This window comes from Peptostreptococcus russellii (assembly GCF_900110295.1).
Classification (GTDB): domain Bacteria; phylum Bacillota; class Clostridia; order Peptostreptococcales; family Peptostreptococcaceae; genus Peptostreptococcus; species Peptostreptococcus russellii_A.
In genome coordinates this window covers 87553-105604 of record NZ_FODF01000003.1, presented here as the reverse complement: position 1 = coordinate 105604, position 18052 = coordinate 87553, and the positions used below count along the sequence as shown (strand labels likewise).

The 18052-nt window shown below is 30.0% G+C and carries 16 protein-coding genes; 6 read left to right on the top strand and 10 right to left on the bottom strand.

Going from position 1 to position 18052, the window contains the following annotated elements; genetic code table 11:
- Positions 1–225: 225 nt before the first annotated feature.
- The gene (locus BMY82_RS03010; RefSeq protein WP_091974537.1) at positions 226–909 is read left to right on the top strand and encodes a class A sortase; all 684 of its coding nucleotides are present in this window, start codon (positions 226–228) and stop codon (positions 907–909) included.
- A gap of 66 nt (positions 910–975) precedes the next feature.
- Here the strand turns inward: BMY82_RS03010 and BMY82_RS03005 are convergent, their stop codons facing one another.
- Both BMY82_RS03005 and BMY82_RS03000 read right to left on the bottom strand, forming a co-directional pair.
- Positions 976–2331 (bottom strand): MATE family efflux transporter, encoded by a 1356-nt coding sequence (locus BMY82_RS03005; protein WP_317316045.1) that lies wholly within the window; start codon positions 2329–2331, stop codon positions 976–978.
- A gap of 84 nt (positions 2332–2415) precedes the next feature.
- Complete coding sequence (locus tag BMY82_RS03000; RefSeq protein ID WP_091974535.1) at positions 2416–3258, bottom strand: DUF5685 family protein; 843 nt, start codon at positions 3256–3258, stop codon at positions 2416–2418.
- A 473-nt stretch (positions 3259–3731) separates the two neighbouring features.
- On the opposite strand from BMY82_RS03000, the gene aroF reads away from it, so the two are divergent.
- Complete coding sequence (gene aroF / locus BMY82_RS02995; RefSeq protein ID WP_091974533.1) at positions 3732–4538, top strand: 3-deoxy-7-phosphoheptulonate synthase; 807 nt, start codon at positions 3732–3734, stop codon at positions 4536–4538.
- 139 nt (positions 4539–4677) lie between these two features.
- Here aroF and BMY82_RS02990 read toward each other — a convergent pair whose 3' ends face one another.
- Complete coding sequence (locus BMY82_RS02990; RefSeq protein WP_091974532.1) at positions 4678–5733, bottom strand: PocR ligand-binding domain-containing protein; 1056 nt, start codon at positions 5731–5733, stop codon at positions 4678–4680.
- Between the two features lie 528 nt (positions 5734–6261).
- Between BMY82_RS02990 and BMY82_RS02985 the strand changes: the two genes are divergently transcribed.
- The 4 genes from BMY82_RS02985 (at position 6262) to BMY82_RS02970 (ending at position 11141) form a co-directional block, all read left to right on the top strand.
- Positions 6262–7395 carry a glycerol dehydrogenase gene (locus BMY82_RS02985; RefSeq protein ID WP_091974521.1) on the top strand — a complete coding sequence of 378 codons (1134 nt, stop codon included), beginning with the start codon at positions 6262–6264 and terminating at the stop codon, positions 7393–7395.
- Between the two features lie 304 nt (positions 7396–7699).
- Positions 7700–9457: a dihydroxyacetone kinase subunit DhaK gene (gene dhaK / locus BMY82_RS02980; protein ID WP_091974519.1), complete on the top strand. Its 1758-nt coding sequence runs from the start codon at positions 7700–7702 to the stop codon at positions 9455–9457.
- Between the two features lie 239 nt (positions 9458–9696).
- Positions 9697–10251 carry a biotin transporter BioY gene (locus BMY82_RS02975; protein WP_091974517.1) on the top strand — a complete coding sequence of 185 codons (555 nt, stop codon included), beginning with the start codon at positions 9697–9699 and terminating at the stop codon, positions 10249–10251.
- A 665-nt stretch (positions 10252–10916) separates the two neighbouring features.
- On the top strand, positions 10917–11141 hold the full coding sequence (locus BMY82_RS02970; RefSeq protein ID WP_091974515.1) for a hypothetical protein: 225 nt from the start codon (positions 10917–10919) through the stop codon (positions 11139–11141).
- Between the two features lie 63 nt (positions 11142–11204).
- On the opposite strand, the gene BMY82_RS02965 is transcribed toward BMY82_RS02970, so the two are convergent.
- From BMY82_RS02965 to BMY82_RS02935, 7 genes are all read right to left on the bottom strand, one after another.
- Positions 11205–11867, bottom strand: coding sequence for an HAD family hydrolase (locus BMY82_RS02965; protein ID WP_091974513.1), 663 nt, complete (start codon positions 11865–11867; stop codon positions 11205–11207).
- A gap of 37 nt (positions 11868–11904) precedes the next feature.
- Complete coding sequence (locus BMY82_RS02960) at positions 11905–12702, bottom strand: SDR family oxidoreductase (protein ID WP_091974511.1); 798 nt, start codon at positions 12700–12702, stop codon at positions 11905–11907.
- 127 nt (positions 12703–12829) lie between these two features.
- Positions 12830–13186 carry a PTS glucitol/sorbitol transporter subunit IIA gene (locus tag BMY82_RS02955; RefSeq protein WP_091974509.1) on the bottom strand — a complete coding sequence of 119 codons (357 nt, stop codon included), beginning with the start codon at positions 13184–13186 and terminating at the stop codon, positions 12830–12832.
- A gap of 93 nt (positions 13187–13279) precedes the next feature.
- Positions 13280–14290, bottom strand: coding sequence for a PTS glucitol/sorbitol transporter subunit IIB (gene srlE / locus BMY82_RS02950; RefSeq protein ID WP_091974507.1), 1011 nt, complete (start codon positions 14288–14290; stop codon positions 13280–13282).
- A gap of 54 nt (positions 14291–14344) precedes the next feature.
- On the bottom strand, positions 14345–14890 hold the full coding sequence (gene srlA / locus BMY82_RS02945; protein WP_091974505.1) for a PTS glucitol/sorbitol transporter subunit IIC: 546 nt from the start codon (positions 14888–14890) through the stop codon (positions 14345–14347).
- Positions 14891–14957: 67 nt separating this feature from the next.
- Positions 14958–15398 carry a transcriptional regulator GutM gene (locus tag BMY82_RS02940; protein WP_091974503.1) on the bottom strand — a complete coding sequence of 147 codons (441 nt, stop codon included), beginning with the start codon at positions 15396–15398 and terminating at the stop codon, positions 14958–14960.
- A gap of 13 nt (positions 15399–15411) precedes the next feature.
- On the bottom strand, positions 15412–17334 hold the full coding sequence (locus tag BMY82_RS02935) for a BglG family transcription antiterminator (protein ID WP_091974501.1): 1923 nt from the start codon (positions 17332–17334) through the stop codon (positions 15412–15414).
- Positions 17335–18052: the final 718 nt, after the last annotated feature.

Below are 18052 nucleotides of genomic sequence, written 5' to 3'. Positions count from 1 at the left end.
CTAAAAATTTCTATTCATTATCATAATACCATAAAATCACATCTTTTTAAACTGTATATAAATAATTTAGTATAACGTTTTTGTAACTTTTTAAATTTTTAAATAATATTTACATTGTTTAATTTAATAAATTCCATTTAGACTATAAAAAATGATATAATAACCTTAAATAGAAAATGAAAGGAGAATAAACTATCGCTCTTTTGCATAGTTGAATTTTAAATAATGAGAAAAAAAATTGCACTAATATTAATTTTAGCCGGTGTATTGATACTTGCCCTGCCTTTTATTTCGAGTTTGATGCTTAAAGAAAAAGAGGAATCTGTTGATATAGATACAATCCCTAAAAATAAACTTGAAGAAAATGCAGAACGTGGAAACAAATCATATGATCATTCTAAGGTAAAGCCTATAGATATTAATGGCGTTATACTAAATAGAGAAAAGGCAGATATGAGTAAAGTTGTAGGACAGATGACAATACCTTCTATCAATAAGAATATCGCTATTTTTGATGGGCTTGAAAATAACAATCTTATGTATGGCGCTTGTACAATGAAGGCAAATCAAAGAATGGGTACTGGAAACTATGCTTTAGCTGGACATTATTGCAAAAAAGATGACGTACTTTTTGGTGGTTTATTTAATATCAAAAAAGGAGACATTATAAAACTTACAAATAAAAGAAATATTTATGAATATGAAGTTGTAAATATGTTTAAGGCTAGTGATACTAGAACTGATTTAATTGGAGATGGTCTTACTAATCATGACGATGGAAAGGCAATGGTATCATTGATGACTTGCTATAAAGATGAAGAAGGATATAGATATTTTGTAATAGGAAAGTTTAAAAAGCTTTACCCTTATAGCGAAAGTAGAATGCTTGAAGGAATAACAGAAAAATAAATTATAAAAGCCCTAGTTAGTAATTTTACGCAACTAGGGCTTTTTTATCAAATATAAATTTTTAAACTATATGCTTTCAACATCCTTTAAAAGTTTTCTCATATAATATATGCTCAATATAATAGCTATTGCTTCTGCTATTGGCATACTCCACCAAACTTTATTGATATCACCTGTTAAAGAGAATATATATGCTAGGGGTATCAATATAAATATTTGTCTAGTAATAGATATTAGCATAGATAAAACACCCTTACCTACTGCTTGAAATACACCTGAACATATTATAGATATTCCAGCAAGTATGAAAGAAAGACTAAATACTCTAAAACATACTACACCTATTTTCATCATATAATCTGAAGCACTAAATATAGTCAACAATTGTCTTGGTATCAAAAGCATCATCAACATTCCCAAAGTCATTACTACTGTACTATATTTTATTCCTGTAAAAATACACTCCTTCATTCTATCAATTTTTCTTGCACCATAATTATAGGCTACAATTGCTATCATTCCATTATTAAGACCAAATACTGGCATATATATAAAACTTTGCAGTCTAAAATATATTCCCATTAGTGCAATTGCAGTAGTTGAAAATGTAGATAATATTTTATTGTAGCAAAATACTGTTATAGAAGATATAGAAATCATAACAATTGAAGGTATACCTACCTTATATATGTTTTTAATTATAGTGGCATCTGCCTTCATAAATTTAAATGAAATCTCTATCTCTTTATTGTATTTCAAACAGAAAAATATCACCGTAAAGGCTCCTATCCACTGTGAAATTACTGTAGCTACTGCCGCTCCTGTAAGTCCCATTTTAGGTGCTCCCAAAAGACCAAATATTAAAATCGGATCAAGTATAATATTTAGTATTGCGCCTATACACTGAGCAATCATAGTATAAATTGTCTTTCCTGTAGACTGAAGTAATCTTTCAAACATCAGATGCATAAATATCCCCAAAGATCCCATACAACATATTTGTAAGTAAATGGGTCCAGTAGAGACTATTTCGGCATTTTTTGTTTGCATTTCAATTATATTTCTTGAAAAAAACAGTCCAATAAAAAAGAATAGCATAAAACTTATAAAGGCAAGTAAAATACCGTTATTGGCAGCTTTGTTAGATTCTTCAAAGTTTTTTGCTCCTAAACTCCTCGATACATATGAATTAACACCTACTGCTGTACCTATACCAACAGCCATCATTAACTGTTGAAGAGGAAGAGCAAGAGCTACTGATGTAATTGCAGCTTCTCCCACTTTCGATACAAATACACTATCTACCAAATTGTAAAGAGATTGTACAAGCATCGAAATCATAATCGGAGCTGAAACACTTATTATTAATTTATTAATTGGCATAGTGCCCATCTTATTTTCTCTTTCTAAAGCTTTTTCCAATTAACCACCCCTTCTGCTGTATTCCAGCTTTTTATTTATATATATTTATATTTTAATATACTTTAAGCAAATACTATAAGTTTTCTACTTCATATTTTTCTCGTCTATATTTTTATTTAATATACCTTTATATCTCAAGTATATTCCAGAATATATAATATTATCTATAATCCCCCTATTAACCTTAATATCCAAATCCAATATAGCTTTTTCAAGTCTTGAAAGACACATCATAATATTTCTATCTACCTTTTCTTTCAATTCCTCTGCCCTATTTTCATATTCCTTAAAAGGATTATATTCATTATTTTTAATATCCTTTTCCAAATCTTCATATGCATCCAAAATATAAATGTACTTACCTATATTAAATCCCAGCTCCCTAAGTCTTTCGGCATACTCGTCATCTTTGTACATAAATATCTCTCCCATAAGATTGGCAAAAGTATTGGAGGTCTTGTCTATGCTATTTGAATTTTCTTTCTCCAAATCTGCAAGTTCATCAAGATGTTTCTTTATTTTATCGGCTCTTTCTGGATATTTTTCATATGCCTTTTTGAAACTTTTCTCATAAACTTTTCTTGCTACTTTATCCTTCAAATCCCCCCTATCATCTACATTGTCTTGCAACTTATAATAAGTAAGTATTATATTCACAGCCGCTGCATATTCACTAAATTCATTTGCCATATGTTTTTTATCTTTAACAGGATTCACTATGCACTTTTCATAAAAAACTTCTGATTTTGGCATATACACACTTGTAAGAATTAAAATAAGAAAAGTAATATCATAATTAATACTAGCTCTTGATATTTCTGTATAATCTCTTTTTAAAGTCTTACATAAGCCACAATAGTAGGCTTTATAGTGTTCGTATTCCCTGAAAGTTAAATCCATCTTGTTTATTCTAACATAACCAAACATCTTAAACTTCCTCCTTTGTTCCTTTGCTGAAACACTTCTATAAACATTGTAAACGTAATAAAATTTATTGTAAATACATAAAAAATGAGTTTTTGAAAACATCTTTTATTATATTATAATTTCAGACTCCTTTACTTACTTTTATTTCTTAAAAAATACTTATTCTTATTATTTTAATTTTTTACAACAGATATAACTTTTATCAGAACTTTAAATTTTAATATTTTAAATCTAAACTTATATAAAATATATCTATTTTTTGAAGATTTTCAATTGACTTTTTTTCTTAATTCTTGTAAAATATGTCTTTCGCTACACTTAATCGAGCTTAAAATATGGTATAATAGGTCTATAATTTATTCAGTTATTTGTACTTTTGCAAAGTTTATTTACTTTGCTTATCTTAGTTTAAAATAAAGAACATTATTTATACATACCGGTATATCCGGGCAAAATAGGATTTGGAGGAAATAATGATAGATAATTTAAATAAATCAGGTAGAAAAATGCATCCTGACAATACAGTAATACAGGTTGGAGATACATTAATCGGTAATGGAAACCTTACTATTATCGGTGGTCCCTGTTCCGTCGAATCTGAAGAACAGATAGTCGAAATTGCAAAGGCAATTAAAAAATCAGGAGGCAATATTTTGAGAGGTGGAGCATTTAAACCTAGAACTTCTCCATATGATTTTCAAGGAAAAAGAGCAGATGGACTAAAACTTTTAAGCCTTGCAAAAAAGGAAACTAATCTTCCAATTGTATCGGAAATTGTTGCACTAAATCACATTGATCTATTTGATGATGTTGATATACTCCAAGTAGGAGCTAGAAATATGCAAAACTTTGAACTTTTAAAGGAGCTTGGAAAATCTAAAAAGCCCATTCTTTTAAAGAGAGGTTTTGCCAATACTCTAAAAGAGCTTCTTTATAGTGCAGAGTATATTATGTCAAATGGAAATGAAAATGTTATACTTTGTGAAAGAGGAATAAGAACTTTTGAAGATTGGACAAGAAATACACTTGATCTTTCTGCTGTTCCACTTTTAAAAAACTTATCCCACCTTCCTGTAATTGTGGATCCTAGTCATGCAACTGGAATTAGTTCTTTGGTAGAACCTATGTCACTTGCTGCGGTTTCAGCTGGTGCCGATGGACTGATGATAGAAGTTCATAATTGTCCTGAAAATGCTCTTTCTGACGGAGCTCAATCAATTACACCTGATAAATTCAAAGAAATCGTTGAAAAATCAAAGAAAATTAAAAAAGTATTATAATAAAAAACACCTTTCTACATTATTATGTAAAAGGTGTTTTTTAAAATGTATACAAATATACAAATATACAAGTATACATTTATACATTTATACATTTATAATAGTTTAACTCTTTTAAAGCTTTCTTATAAATATCATATTATTTTACAGGAATGGGACAGTATTTTTTGTTAAGTTCCTTTTCCTTTATAAATTTCCTATAATTTGCAGGAGTTACCCCTATTTGTTTTTTAAAGACTTTAATAAAATATCCTGTATCCTTATATTCAAGCATATCAGCTAATTCAAAAATACTAATATCACTTGTTTCAAGCATACTCTTTGCCCTATCTATTTTCAATCTTGAAATAAACTCTGAATAGCTCTCTCCTACTTCTTTAGAGAATATTCTACTTAGATAACCTACACTTACATGACAGTGTTCTGCCAAATCTTTAAGCGCTGGATAATGTGGTTCTCCTGAAAAAATATATTCAAACACTCTTTTTACAACTTCACTATAATAGCTATACTCACCTGTTGTATATCTATTAATTTCATCTAAATCATAGTAGTTTTTTTCTTTCTTCTCTATTTCTATATCGAATGCACTGTCATTTGAAGCTTTTGCCTTATAAGCATTCACCATATTACTTGGCATTATATTATTTATTATCTCTTGAACTTTTTCAACTGATTTTTGTTTTTCATTGCACATATAGTTACACATATAATAGAGCATATTCGCTATCATCTGAATTTGCGTAAGAGTAAGTACAGGCAATTGATTATATAACTCTATTAATTTTTCTTTTTCTCCCTCTATGTTTTCTTTACTTGATGGAGTCATTATAATCTCAAGGAGATCATCTTCCTCCTTAGGTAATCTTACCTGCCCTGCCATTATAGCCCCAATGTATTTATTATCTACTACAACTGGTATAGCAACATCCACAATTGAAAAATGACACTTATATATAAAAGGTTGGTTCATTCTCATTGCTTCAAAGCCACCTCTTGCATCGCATCTTTCACAAAACTTGCTAAGCCTTTTATTTGCTCTCACTTTTTGACAAAATTCATGACAACCGCTGTGTTTTGTAACTGGCTCGCCACTATAATTTGATATTGTAATTGCCAATTTTGTTACATCTACTAATGAATCCTGTAATTTTTCCCAAGACTCATTTCCAAAAATATCCTCTATTATAAACAATTTCTTTACCTCCAGCCTAAATGATATTTTTTTATCATTTTTAGCATATATTCATAAAAATGATACCTTATTTATTTCTTTTTTCTATAATAAAAAGCAATCTGTATATTTTATATTATATGTTTTATCTATACTAATTATTTTTGTAAAATCATTGATTTTACTATCTTCTAGACATTATCATTTTCCCCTACCATGAAAAACCTTTTCACAAAAGAAGATGATTATTAGCTTTCTTCACTATTTAATTATATCTATTAATCTTTGTAAAATCAATAACATTTTACAATTTTTAAGTAAAAAAAGCACTATTTTATATATTATGGAAATAAATTACGATATAAAAGTATAATTATATGACATTTTTATCTAATGATTAAGCTTTTTTTCTATGCTATTATGTAATCAAGGAAAACATTTCGATAGTTTTCGAACATATATAAACCTTATATAACGTATAAAAATAGTATAAAGTTAAAAAATTTCAAAAACCATTAAAAAATTATTCAAAAATTTCGGAGGTAAATTATGAGAAAAGCATTAATATGCCCTACTAAATATGTTCAGGGTGAAGACGAATTATTAAACTTAGGATATTTTGTTCAGACTTATGGAAAGTCTGCTTTATTAATAGCACATCCAGATGATGTTGAAAGAGTAAAAACTCAGCTTGAAGAAACAAAGAAGAAGTTTAATATTACATTTGTAGAAAGCGGTTTCTGTGGTCAGTGTTCTAGACAAGAAGTTAAGCGTCTACAAGAATTAGCTAAAGAAAAGAACTGCGACTGTACAATCGGTCTAGGTGGTGGTAAGGCAATAGATACTGCTAAGTGTGTTGCTGAGGGGGATAACCTTATCATAGTTCCTACAATAGCAGCTACTGATGCTCCAACAAGCCATTCAGCAGTTTTATATACTCCAGACGGTGCTTTTGATGACTACGCATACTTCAAGCAGAGTCCAAGTGTAATACTTATAGACACTAAGGTTATTGCAAACGCACCTACTCGTTTCATTGTATCTGGTATGGGTGATGCCCTATCTACTTACTTTGAAGCAAGAGCAAATGTTCAATCATTTACTAAGGTAAATGCAGGTTTACCTTGTGGTGTAAGAGAAGGACTTTGTCCAGAAGCTAGAGGAACAAATGCAGCTTTTGTACTTGCTAAGGCTTGTTATGAAAACCTTATGACAGATGGTATAAAGGCTAAGATGGCAAGTGATATTAACGCTGTTACTCCAGCATTAGAAAATATAATAGAAACTAATATTCTTCTTTCTGGTTTAGGATTTGAAAGTGGTGGTCTTGCTGCAGCTCATGCAATCCATGATGGTCTTACAATACTTGAAGGAACTCACGGATACTTCCACGGAGAAAAAGTTGCTTTCGGTACTCTTTGCCAGTTAGCTCTTGAAAACGCTCCTATGGAAGAAATACTAGAAGTTCTTGATTTCTGTGATGCTATAGGTCTTCCTGTTTGTCTTGAAGATATAGGTGTAACTGAAATCACTGATGAGGAACTTATAGAAGTTGCAAAGAAGGCTTGTATACCTGAAGAATCAATATATGCAATGCCATTCCCTATTACAATAGAAAATGTTGCAGCATCAATTAAGGCTGCTGATGAAATAGGTAGAAAGTACAAAGCTGGTCTTTTATAAATCGCAAAAGACTAGATACTTAATCTAAGTTAAGTCACATAACAAAAAATATATTTAGCCAATTGAAAATTGACCCGGTCTATTGAAAACGCCTAATATTTATAGGCCGGGTTGATATATTCTTTAGTTCAGAATTTTGATTAAGTATTCTGAAGTATAGAATATCTATACATTATAAAAACTAAGAAGATCTATTTCTTAGCTAGACATAGAAGGCATTTGCGCTTTCTTATTTAAAATTGACAATTAATAAAATAAATTTAAGGTAATAGAGAAATATGTTCTCACAAGGAGGTAATTTGAAATGAAAAAAATAATTAACAAGGCAGAAACAGTCGTAATAGAAATGTGCAATGGTATGGCAATGGCACATCCTGAATTAGAGTTCGTTCAAAAATATAAAATATTAAAGAAAAAAGATATCAATAAAAATAAAGTAAGCCTTATAAGTGGTGGTGGAAGTGGTCATGAACCTGCCCATGCTGGTTTTATTGGTAAGGGTATGTTAGATGCTGCAGTATGTGGAGATATCTTTGCTTCTCCATCTCAGATACAAATCTATAAAGCAATTAAAAAGACAGCAAGTGATGAAGGTACTTTACTTATAATCAAGAACTATAGTGGTGACATGATGAACTTTAAAAATGCTGCTCACTTGGCTGAAGAAGATGGTATAAAGGTTGACTTTGTAAAGGTCGATGATGACATAGCTGTTAACGATAGTTTATACACAGTAGGTCGTCGTGGTGTGGCAGGTACTGTTCTTGTTCACAAAGTAGCAGGTGCTGCTGCTGAAAAGGGCATGAAGCTAGAGGAAGTTAAAGCTGCTGCTGAAAATGCAATAGCTAATGTTAGAAGTATAGGATTTGCATTTTCATCTTGTACTGTACCAGCTAAGGGTACTCCAACATTTGATATAGCCGATGATGAAATGGAATACGGTGTTGGTATCCACGGCGAACCAGGAATAAAGAGAGAAAAAGTAATCTCTGCCGATGAAATAGCAGAAAGAATGGTTACTTCTCTAATAAAAGAATTAAACCTTAAATCAGGAGATGAAGCTACTTTACTTGTAAATGGGTTTGGCGCAACTCCTCTACAGGAACTTTATCTATTAAACAACTCAGTAACTCGTGTACTTTCTGAAAAGAATATCAAGGTATACCGTACTTTCGTTGGAAACTATATGACAAGTATAGATATGGCAGGAGCATCTGTTTCCCTTCTAAAAATGGATGACCAGCTTAAAGAATTAATAGATTCTGAAAGCAACACACCTGCTTTTAAGGTTGACGGCCCTGTTGAAAGCATCCCATATGTGAACATGAAACTTAACGATCAACAAAATGTAGAAGTTAGCCATGAAATGACAATAGACCAGTCTCATGCAAAAATTGAAAACAACAAAATATCTTTAAATAACATGAAGTACATTGTTGACAAGATGAGTGAATGTATAATAAAAAATGAAGTTCCATTCTGTGAGCTAGATGCTCATGCAGGTGATGGCGACTTTGGTATGAGTGTAGCTAAAGGATTCAAGCAATTAAAGCGCGAATGGCAAGATATACTTGCTAATTGTAGCAATAATATAGGTGAATTCCTTGATGCATGCTCAATGGTTATCATGGAATACTGTGGTGGTGCTTCAGGTCCAATATGGGGATCTGCATTCCGTTCAGCAGGAAAGAAAGTAGGAGACAAGATTGAACTTACTTCTAAAGATTTTGCAGATATGATGCAGGCAGCTGTTAGCGGTGTTCAAAAGACTGGAGAAAGATCTTTTGGTAGAGGTGCAGTAGTAGGAGATAAAACTCTTGTAGATGCTCTTGCTCCATGTGCAGACAAAATAGCAGAACTTGCTAATGATGATTCTATGGATATAATAGAAATTCTTAAGGAAGGTGCAAAGGCTGCAGTTGAAGGAGCAAAATCCACTGAAAAAATAGCAGCAAGAATGGGTAGAGCTGGTACTGTAGGCGACAGAAGTATTGGATATCCAGACGCTGGTGCATATGGACTTGGTGTAATATTTACAGAAGTATCTGAGTCTCTTAATTAGTTAGCAAACATTTCATATTATTAATTAATTTAACCATACTCAAAAAAGGACTGATTTTTCAGTCCTTTTTCTATTCCCATATATTAGAATATCTTGGAATAAAAGAGCATTGTAAACTCTATTTTTTTATAGGTTTACAATGCTCTTTTATTATGGTAAACTATTAAATATCACTTGTAATTTAAATTTTCAGGACTTTATTTATATATTAATAATCAGTCCATTTTGGAGGTATTGTTTTGGTAAAAACAAAATTAAATACAAAGACAATGATTCTTTGTTCATTTTTTACAGCACTAATCGCAATTGGAGCCTTTATAAGAATCCCTCTTCCTGTGACAGTATTCTCTTTGCAGTTTACTTTTGTTCTGCTTGCAGGAATGATACTTGGATCAAAAGGAGGTGCCTTAGCTTCATTGCTTTATGTTGTAATAGGTCTTATAGGATTTCCTATATTTACAGAAGGTGGTGGTCTTGGATATCTACTCAAACCTACTTTTGGATATCTAATAGCCTTCATAGCTGCCTCATATATAGTAGGTCTTACTAGAGAAAAGTTTGGCACTCAATCAGTTGGAAAGCTTATTGCTGGTTGTATTTTAGCAATGCTCGTTACATACTTAATAGGAACAGTATATACATATTTTATTCTAAAAAATGTTATGCACAATCCTATACCTTATTGGGCATGTCTTGCTAGCCTTTTTCCTTTTGCCATTGCAAAAGACATCTTTAGTTGTATAGTTGTATCCCTTGTAGCACCTAGACTTCTTAAAATTGTAAATTCTAACTAAAAAGAAATTTACAAAATTATCACAATTTTTCATATAATCGACTATTTGTATATGAAAAATGCTATAATGACTGTAAAGGATTATAGATAATTTATAATGTTTATAAATATAAGTCTAAATTATCTAATTAAGATATTTTGAATAACATTTTAAGAATGTGCACAAGCCTTTCAACCTACAGGCATAAAGTATAGAATACTCTCTGCATCAATACTAGCAGGGGGTATTTTTTTAATTAGAACTTCCCATTTAAAGACCTTTTTTCAACAAATTTATGTGTTATGTATTTTCTTAGATAAAAATTTTTACATATTTTAAAACTTTTGTTTATTATTTGTATTTATATAATAAATATATAGATTTTTATTAGTTCTTTATACGCTTTGTAGAATGATAAATATATTTTTTATATAGATTTTTATTTTTATAAAGCTCTTTTTGTAAATACCTTTTTTTAATATTTTAAAACGCATTTACTTTTAAATATGAATTTAACTGCTTTTATATAATTAATATAGTATAAGCTTTTTATGACATTATTTTTTAAATAATTAATTTAAAGCTATCTAGACTTAACATTATTCTATTTTTATCCCTTTTCTGCTATAATATAGTTAAACACAATAAACTTGTATTTTCTATATCGAAGAGGAGGGATCGATATTATGTTTAGGATTTTATTTATAGTATTTATTGAAGCCGCTAAGATTTATTTTTCCTTAGCCTCACTTGTATTTCTACTTTCAGGTGAAGCTACTCTTCTTCTTCCACAAAATGGAAATCAAGTTGGGATAATAATGATTACAGCTTGCTTATCACTACTGGCTGCCTATTCAGATAAAAAGGATTCTATTCTAGAAATTGAAGAAGAATTAAAAGGTAACCAATAAATAATTTTATATATAAAAGGGATATGTTAAACACATATCCCTTTTTCTTTTGATTTTTTCAGTTTAAACTATTAAATTTTCTATTATTTTTTTTGCTTCCGATAGATCTTTAGCTATATAATCAATTTTATCTTTGATACTTTCTTCTGCCTCATAAAGATCAGGTACCATTATTACTGTCATATTTGCACTGTTTCCAGCTAGTATTCCATTTTTAGAATCTTCTAGCACAATACATTCTTCCGGCTTTACAGATAGCTTTTCTGCTGCTTTGAGAAATATATCTGGATTTGGTTTGCTTTTTTCAACTTCACATCCTGAAACAATCTCATCAATATAGTCTGTCAAATTTGTTTTTTCTAGATTATTATTAATATACTCTTTTTCAGATGATGATGCCACAGCAACTGGAATCTTATTATCTTTTAGATACTTCAGAATTTCCTCTATATAGTATTTTTTTTCAGGACCGTCTTTGAACAAGTGTGCCCCCATATATTTGTAGTAATCATCCATATATCTGTCTACATCAAATTTCTCATTATCTTTAAAGTATTCTCTAAAAGTGCTGTATATCTGTTCTTTATTTGAACCTAAAATGCTAAGTGCAACTGCTCTAGGCATTTTATAGTCTTGCTTTTCTGCTGCATATAACCACATATCTACAGACAGTTTTTCTGTGTCGAACATAAGTCCGTCCATATCAAATATTACGGCTTTCTTCATCTTTTCCACCTTTCTGCAAACAGTTATCTATTAATTACTATCCTCTAGTCTTTCCACCACCTATAGTGATAGTTGTTCCATGAATATAGCTTGCTCTGTCACTTGATAAGAATGTTACAAGGTCTGCAACTTCAGAAAGCTTTCCATCTCTTCCAAGTGGTGTAGTCTTAGTGCTTACATATCCTTCTCTTATCTTTTCTACTGTTACTCCTCTTGTATATGCAAGTGCTTCTTCATATGCAAGTGTTCTAAGACCTGTAGCTTCAAGAATTCCAGGTGCAACTCCTACTATTCTTATATTGTATTTTCCTAGTTCTTTTGACCATGATCTTGTAAATGAATTTACAGCATTTTTACTTGCTGCATATATACTCTGTCCTTCAGAACCTTCAATTCCTGATTCAGATGACATATTGATAATTACACCCTTACCCTTTTCTCTGAATACTCTTGAAACTTCCTGAGAGCATAGATAAACACCCTTTACATTTATATCCATTACTCTATCATATATCTGATCATTTAGTTCGTGCTTGCTATCTTCTACTCCGTAATCACATAATAAACATGGTATATTAATACCAGCATTGTTTACTAGTACATCTATTGTAGAATATTTTTCTACTGCAAACTTTATTATATTCTTAACGTCTTCTCTTTTTGTTACATCACACTTCACATATGAAAGCTTTGGATTATCTGATTCTTTTTCTGTAATATCGCTTACAACAACATTACATCCCTGTCTTAGAAATTCATCTACTACAGCTTTTCCTATTCCTGATGCTCCACCAGTTACTATAACTGTTTTTTCTTCTAACTCTAACCAACTCATAATCTGTCCTCCCTATGTTTTTAAAGGTTTTGTTCACTGTTTTTATTTTTATATTTTTTCAAGGTTTTACTTTATTAAATTACTACATTTGCTATTTTTTATCTGCTTGTTTTTACTGCCAATAATCTTACTTTTCTATAACTATTCTTGTGCCTATATTTATCTTTGGACAATCTTTCTTTTCTACTACTATAGCCCCTGGTAAAAGACCACTTTCATCTCCTGTGAAATTAATAGTTAAATGTCCTAATGCTTCAAGATTTTTCTGTGCAAGATCTCCAATAGCCTTAATTGAAAACTTTTCATCATCTATAATGATTGTATCTCCTACTTCAATCTTGTCATCTGCATCCTTTACATCTATTGTATAGCAGTAATCCTTTAGAGTATCTGGAGCATTATCGCCAAAAAGTATAGCCATTTCATTTCCAAAAGCCTCTACCATGCTCCCCATATTCTTAATATTGTTATCGTATATTATCATCTCTTCACCTCATTTTATTTACTTAATAATTTCACAAAACTTTATTTTGCTGATCTAATTTTTATTTTTATTGGATTTTTTTAATTTTTAATTTTATGAATATAGTCCAAAACTTGCTAACCAAGCTACTACAACTCTTGGAACACCAACTATAAATCTTGAATAAAGTACAGATACAACTCCGACTTCAACAGTTTCTGGTTCAGCTTCTGCAAGACCAAGACCTACTGGTATAAAGTCACAAGCACACTGAGTATTTATTGCAAATAATGCTGGTAATGCAAGGTTTGGTGGTATATTTCCCTTACCTATTTCTACACCTATTAATGTACCTACGATCTGTGCTATAACTGCCCCAGGTCCAAGTAGTGCTGATAAGAATGGAATAGAACATATAAATCCTAATATTACTAATCCTATAATATTTCCTGCTAGTGGTGTTAGCAATTTGGCAAACCAGTCACCGAATCCTGATGCCTGTATTATACCTATAAGCATTGCAACGAATGCCATAAATGGAAGTATTGTTGTTATCATTGATTGAACTGCATCTCTAGCTGACTGATAAAGAGTATTTATTACCTTACCAGCTCCAAGACCAATCTTTTGTATAATTGAAGATTTTCCCTTTTCTCCTAGAGTCTGACTAACCTTTTTGTCTGCACTGTATTTAAATTCTCTCTTTGTTTCTTTCTTTTCTTCTGTATTTGCAACTTTAACTTCTTCAGTAGCTTCTGCTGCTTCTACTTCATCAAGACCTACTGCTGAAACATATATATCTTCCTTTATAAACTTGGCTAATGGTCCACTTGGTCCAACAGGCATAATATTGATAGTAGGTATTCTCTTCTGTGGATAAATTCCACATCTAAGTGTTCCACCACAATCTATTATTACCATAAATATTTCTTCTTCTGGAACAGAGCTCTTAAATCCATTTACTGCTCTACAACCTGTAATATTTACTATCTTTTCTACTATCTTAGGTTCAGCTCCGCCTCCTGTTATATAAAGTAATACATCTTTACCTTCTTCTGGCTTTACTACTAAAGGTCCACCGAATCCTCCTGGACCTTTTGAAACTTTTATGCTTTTATAACTCATATCTCTCATCCTCTCTCAAATCTTCTTAATAGTACTGCAAACTATGCTATATTTTTAGTGCTTGATTTCATTACTTAATTCTATATTCTGCTGCTTCATTACAAACTTAGTTGTAAAGTCTGTAACCCATCCTGCAAAGAAGTTCATTACTAGACCTACAAGCATATATCTTACAGCAAGATCTGATACATTAAGCCCTAATGTTGTAATACCGTTTGCTATTCCTAGATATATAAATATTTCTCCTACATTGATATGAGGGAAAACACCACTGTTAGTGTGACAGTGATATGAAGCTGACGCATAATAACTTGGCTTCATTCTTTCTGGAAGGAACTTACCCATTGATAATGCCATTGGATTTGCTAACATAAATGCTGATAAAAACGGTAATATTCCATATGCTAGTATTACATTTTTTGAACAAATTTTTGCAAACTTTTCAACCTTTTTAGGTCCTATAAATGCTATTAATGCATTCATGAAAACAAGTAGTAAAAGAACCTTAGGAACTATTCCTACTACCCAACTTACAAATACCTTACCTCCTGCCTCGAATAATCCTGTAAAACTTGATGCTAGGTTTACTATTACATCCATAATCTTTCCTCCTGATTTTATATTTTTATACACCTTTGTGCATTATTAACTAATTAATTGACTTTGACTATACTGTCTTTACCTTGTCAGCCAATTTACCTAAAGGACTTTTCGGCATTTCTATTTCTTCGCCACTCATTATCTTCTTGAAGTTTGTAACTCCATCTACAATTGAGTTTTTTAAAGAGTTTGATAAACCTTTTTCTTTACATAGTTCTAAATCTATCTCTTCAATATTGTATCCATTTAAACAATCCAGTTTTTTAAATCTTGCAAAGATAGTTGTTCCCTGCATATACTCAGTATCTATAACAAAGTTATTATCATCAATTGCCATCATAACTATTGCCCCTGCCCTATATGCACCTTTTTTCTTGCCTATTACAACTCTTCCTTTTCTTCTAAGATTTCTATAACTTACTTTAAAGCTTTTCATCTGAATCAAAGTGAAAGCATATTGCATTATAAATGCCAAAACAAAAAGTATTCCTATTACAATAAGGTTCAAAGTCATACCTCCTTTATATTCCATTACTTATATCATTTATATTGTTTGAATTATGTATAAAGTAATCAACCACTCTATGGTAATCTTCTACATTACCGATGCCTTCTATAAATTTTTCATCTCTAATTACAGTTGTTATTTCCTCATACAATCTTACTAAAAGCGTACTGCTATCAGCTTCTTCAGGTATTCCCAGAAGTATAATCAATCTCAAATCTGGATAGTCTGATGTACCATTTTTTGAAACAATCATTGATACTACAATATCATCAGTGGACTTATTAACTGCATGGGGAACTGCTATTTTCTTTGTAAAAAGCGATGCACTGCTTTTTATTTTTTGATTAATAGTTTGTCTAAATTCCTCATCTATTATGTTTTTTTCATAAAGATCATCTAAAACATTTCCTATATTTTCCGAATATGTTTTTTTACTATTGGCTATGTAAAATGTTTCTTCAGTAAGAGAACTTATCAATATTGAATCAAGACCTCTTACTAAAGTAATATCTTTACCTAAAATTCTTAGGGCATCTATTCTTCTACAAACATAAGATATATCTAAAATCTCATCTTGATATATTACAGGTGCTTGAGTATCAATGTCCTTTCTAATAGTTGAAATTACAAAATCATATTCATCTAGATTTCTATCTAATTCACTACTACTTGTATGTGTAATATTTATGTTTCCGCCTTGTTGCTTCTTTATTTCTTGAATCATCAACTTTTTACACAAATTACTAGAGTCAGATATTAAAAGTGCATTCAAACTTTTTTTGCTATTCATATTGTTTACAAATAACTCAAAATACATTGCAAGGAAAGCAACTTCATCATCACATACTTTATAGGGATAATTTCTTTCTATTGTTTTACTTGCCGTCTTTGCCATTTTATATGAAATAACATATTTTTCTTTTATTTTTTCTTTTAGCTCATTTCTACTTCTTATTCCATACTGTATTCTTTTTATCATGAAAAAAAGATGATACATGAACTCTTTATTTACATATTTTCTATCTATATTTACACCGTATACTTCTTCTATATCATTTAAAATATTTTCAACAAGATTATTGTATTCAGTGTAATTATCTAAGTTATCTTCTAGTTTTCTTATATTGATGCTTATATTGCTAGTAATAAAACATATTGAAATAAATGCTTTTTCTTCGTCAGGAAGTTTTATTAAGTATTTTTCTTTTATATAATCGCTTATTTCATCTACTATTGAAAGATAGTAATTATCTAGAATTTCTTCATCGTTATCATTCATTTCTACTAAAAATCCTGCCTGATATCTGTCTATAGATACTGTAAGATATTTCATTAGTGACTTTATAAGAGATGTCTCCACATCGTACTTTTTCAATATTTCTTTTATCCTTGCTTCATCGGAAATTTCAAAAAGGTTTTCCTTGTAAGCATATCGAAACATATTCTCCATTACGCAGAATCTAATATCTATTTCGCTTCCTTCTAACCATATCCCCTTATTTGTCTTGCTTTCTATACTTATCCTATAAGGTTTTAAAACTTGTTTAAGCTTTGATATATCACTATTTAGAGTGCTCTTGCTAATTGACATTTCTTCAGTTAAATCATCCATAATATAACTTTTATTGGTAGCCAACTTTACAAATATATAGGACATTCTAATTTTCACACTATTAAAATCTATTCTTGACTTATAGATTTCATTTTTTCTCAATAAATATTTTTCTAAATCTATAATAAACATTGAGTATCGCTCTTTATCATGCCTTATAACAGCCAAGTCTTTAAACAAACCGTTAAGGGCTTTCACATCATTATTTATTGTTTTTAAACTTACTGAAAATAAACTTTTTAAATATGATTCTTTTACTATCTGACTGCCTTCCAGTATATTAAGAAGTCTTAACTCTCTACTTTCAAAATTGTAAAAATCCATTCATATCCCTCCTTAATAAATTCTAATATATTCACCTATATACTTAACTCGATAAAACTATATATCATTATATTCAATCGACTCTTGTAATCGGCTCTTATACATCTCTATTGAATCACAGTCATTATCTTGTTCTTATTTTCTAATACCATTATATCTATAATAGATAAAAATATTAATAACGACTAATTCTTAACAATGGAAAGAAATGTATAAAATAGTAAATTACATAATATAAGTATTAAAATAGGCTTTTTTATATTATCATGTTTTTCTTTAAAAGAAAAACTTTTTTTCTATTTTCTTAAATTTTATTATATTTTCGTTAATTTTTTATATAATTATAGTTATATTTTAAATTTTCTAAATTCATTTGTTATGTGAATTTTTTCGAAGGTTAATTTTAATCTCAAACTAAATTTCCACTTTTTTATTATATTTTTTCTACTATTTCACTAGAAAAGTATCTATTATGATAAACTTTATTTTATTTTTATCTAAGTTCTCTTTTTTAATTTTCTATTTATATGCTTTCTTTTACCATTTTTTCCTATTTTTAATCTCTTTTTTTGTATTTATATTTTTTTCAAAAAAATAAAGCAGATAGCTTACGCTATCTACCTTATTTTATATATCTGCAATTACTGAATCTGTTGATTCCTACTTAAATTTTTCTGCTAGCCTTCTAGCAGTCAGTAAATATAACTTACTAAATTGA